General features: G+C 36.7%; 3 protein-coding genes. 1 reads left to right on the top strand and 2 read right to left on the bottom strand.

Features of this window, described 5'->3' with window-relative positions; genetic code table 11:
• The first annotated feature begins 92 nt into the window (after positions 1–92).
• On the top strand, positions 93–1,079 hold the full coding sequence (locus NL42_RS12490; protein WP_461312984.1) for an AraC family transcriptional regulator: 987 nt from the start codon (positions 93–95) through the stop codon (positions 1,077–1,079).
• 71 nt (positions 1,080–1,150) lie between these two features.
• On the opposite strand, the gene NL42_RS12485 is transcribed toward NL42_RS12490, so the two are convergent.
• Together NL42_RS12485 and NL42_RS12480 are read right to left on the bottom strand one after the other, a co-directional pair.
• Positions 1,151–2,494, bottom strand: coding sequence for an MFS transporter (locus tag NL42_RS12485; protein ID WP_461312983.1), 1,344 nt, complete (start codon positions 2,492–2,494; stop codon positions 1,151–1,153).
• Positions 2,495–2,510: 16 nt separating this feature from the next.
• Complete coding sequence (locus tag NL42_RS12480) at positions 2,511–3,722, bottom strand: OprD family outer membrane porin (RefSeq protein WP_461312985.1); 1,212 nt, start codon at positions 3,720–3,722, stop codon at positions 2,511–2,513.
• Between the last annotated feature and the right edge of the window lie 39 nt (positions 3,723–3,761).

Genomic DNA, 3,761 nt, shown 5'->3' with positions numbered 1-3,761 from the left:
TATTTTTTCAGGAAAACTCGTCAATTAAAGGATATTAATTGGGATACAAGTTGCTTTTTAAGCAATAAGTTATTTAGCTAGGTGAAAAGGATATGATATCACTCAGCCAACAGACGGAACTCAATCATTATTCACGCAAAGCTGAATTTGCGCAGAATTTGATGTCCACGATTTGTGGTGAACACCGTCTAGATACAATTTACAAAGACACTCTCGATTTTCACTATGACGGAATGCGTTTGCCTAATAAAAAAATGGCAATCGGAACAATCAGTTATGGTGCAAATGTTGCCATCAACATCTCAAATTTAAAAGCGTATAGCATTAGTTTACCTATACAAGGTCGACAAGCTCTCAACATTCGTGGCGCTCATTATCAATCTGATGAAAATAGGGGCCTTATTGTTTCAAATAACGATCAGCAAGATTTGATTATCGATAAAGATTGTCGAAAATTTCAGGTGGTTATTCCTGAGCGTAGTATGCAGATTGTCCTTGCGGATCTACTCAATAAACCCATAGAAGTTCCCATCATTTTTAATCCTGAAATGCATCTGGACTCGGAGCAACTGATTGGCGCATGGTGGAAAAATATTCAGAATTTTTTACAGTTAAAAACGCAATATAGCAATTTTTATGGTTTGCAGATGCTGTCTGAAGACTATGAAAATTTTGTAATTAAGGCCTTACTTTTATCTCAAGAAAATAATTATTCTGAAGCCTTAAAGTCGCTCTCACATCACGATGAGCCAGCTTATATCCGTAAGGTTCGTAATTTTATTATTGAACATGCGCACGAAGAAATCTGTGCGGAAGACTTGCAGCGTCTGGCTGGGGTTTCAAAATCAAAATTGTATGACGAATTTCAACAGTACTACGGCACCAGTCCAATGTCCTATTTGAAAAAATATCGTCTTCAACAAATTTATAAGATTTTGAGCACCACAGGAGCAGATAGAAAGGTTTCTATTTCAAAGCTTGCATATGATTGGGGCTTTAACCATTTAAGTCGTTTTTCTCAAGAATATCGTGAAGAATTTGGAGAAAATCCAAGTGAAACTAAGGGCAAAATTTTCTAATATTTAATTTTTTAACTAATAAAAAACCTGATTGAATTAACCTAATCAGGTTTTTTATTTATCTATATATTTTAAATACTATTTTCAAGATTCAACACTTGCTTACTTTTAGACTTTTCATAAATGACTTTTAGGCTAAGTGCAATAAATGAAATGAATGTTGGTAGTGCAAGAATAAAGAAAATACCGCTTAAGCTTAGGTTGAAAGTGAAAATGAGCGAGCCAAAGAAAGCACCTAAAATTGCACCAATACGACCAATACCATGCATCCATGAAACACCAACTGCACGACACACCGCCGGATAGAAGATAGCTGCAAGTGGCAGTAATGAAGACTGAGCACCTGCGAGTAAGGCACCAATTAAGAAGATAGTAAGACCTAACAAGAAAATATTTGAGCTTACTAGACCTGCAACAATGAATAGGCCGAAAGCAATGAGATATGAATATTTAATGACTGTAGTGGGGTTTAGTTTATCCATGTACCATCCCATAATGGTTGCGCCAATCACACCACCAAAAGGGAAAATCGCGGCAATTAAACTAAACTGCTGAGTACTAAAACCTGCTGTTTTTAAAATCGTTGGCATCCAGCTCGTTAAAAGATAGAACACCAAGAGACTGGTAAAGCAGCAGAGCCAAAGCATGCTTGAACCCCACAGGTATTTTCCTAAAACGATTTTGACTGGATTTTCATCAGAGGCATTTTCTGCTTGAGTTAAAACAAGTTTTACAGGCTCTTGAAAAGAATGGCCTTGAATGTTTTCTAAAATACGCTGAGCTTTGTCTTGTTGATGACGTGTAATTAAGTATTGAGTTGATTCAGGTAATTTAAGTAATAAAGCAACGACTAAAATTAGGGGAATGCTTCCGCCAATAATAATCACTTTAGCCCAACCATAGCTTTCTAATAGATAAGCTGACAGCACACCGCCACAAGAAATACCAAGCATAAAACCACAGCCAGCAAGACCTGTAAGGAATGCTTTACGCTTTATAGGCATATATTCAGAGACAATTGTACTGATATTTGGCATGGCTGCTCCCAAACCTACACCTGTAATAAATCGATAAATCATTAAATCTTGGGTCGAGTCGGCAAAACTACACAAAATCGTAAATATCGAAAACAAAAGGCTTGTAAAAACAATGACGCCTTTACGCCCGAACTTATCGGACAAAGGCCCCGAAATAATTGCGCCAATGGACATACCAACTAAAGCGGCACTTAAAACTGGAGCAAGTTGAGGCTTGGTAATTCCCCAGTCATCAAGTAAGGCTGGAGCAATAAAACCAATAATTCCCGTGTCTAGACCATCACAGAAGAAGACAAAAAAGCCTAGGATAAAAACAGTCCATTGCAATGGAGATAATTTTTCACGGTTAATAATCGTGTTTGCATCTATCGTTTTCATACGTATTCCTTATTCATTAAAATTTTTTGCTGTAATTAACAAAGAAACGGTTTTCAGAGAAATCGTTTCCATGCTTAATGTCGTAATTGATGAAGATGTATTGAAGAGCTAAACCTTTAAGAAAAGGTTGTTGAAGGGCATAATTGACAATAACGTTTGCTTCACTTTCTTTATTTTTTAAGCCATCTGCTGTTTTAAAGTGATCACCATATACATATTTGAAAGTCGTATTTAAACCAGGCACATAATCTTTAAAGTCATAGCCATAGATGAAGTGATAAGACTTTTCATCTTGTTTGAAGAAACCAGTCGTGTTCCAGTTAATGAAATAAGTTTCAGGCAAGAAACCATCTGGTAACGGGTAAGCAGACTCACCAATAATTTGCTGATAACCCAAACCAAAGCTGTGATTTTTTACTTTAAGTGTTTCTAGTAACCCTACATTTTGTGCGTCGATGTCAAAAAGATTTCCATTATCTTTGGCATTGAAATATTTGAATTTTGAATTAACTGAAAAATTAGAGTTTTTCCATATATAGTCAACGCCGACATAATGTTTGTTATATAAATCCTCCATATTTCCGAAGTAATATTCGCCCTTCAACGTAGGCGTAAATTGATAGCGCAGGTCTATGTAGTTAAGGCCATCAGAGTAGCCAGTCACGCCTTTTGAGGTAAAAGAAAAGCGATGAAAATCTTCTTCATTTCGTGGCGATACTTTTTCGATTCGACCAATTTCAGCAAAAAGCTTATCGCTCAATTGAGACTTAAGGTTGGTTCCCAAATAAGAGGTCAGTAGCTGACGACTTGCATCTACAGTGGTTACGGGTAAATCAAGCCATAATTCACCAATGCTTAGTAGAGTCTTGTTATAGCCTAACTTTAATGTCGCACCATATTTTAGATAATCGGGTGCTTGGGACTGAGTTGCTTTATCAAAAGGCAATACCGTATCTGCAACGTGTTTATCTTGGCTTAAGCGAACCGCATATTGTGCTGAAGCATTTGCTCCAATTTGAATCGGAGTTCCACCAATTTCTAACGGCGTGTCGTGCATATTGGAGTTATAAAATAGAGAGATGGATTGTGACCAGCTACCCGTGTCTTTTACATCTGGGTTGTCATAGTTTCTATCTATATATGCATTTTTTAATGTAAATTTCCATTCTTCATCCGCTGAATAAGCCTGAGTAGAAAATGCACTACAACATAAAATGTTGATGAGCATTAACTTTTTTTGTTGTCCATAAAGTGGCCATGGTCGATG

Source organism: Acinetobacter sp. GN11 (assembly GCF_054823985.1).
The sequence above is the reverse complement of the archived record's forward strand: the minus strand, read 5'-3'. Positions and strand labels throughout refer to the sequence as shown.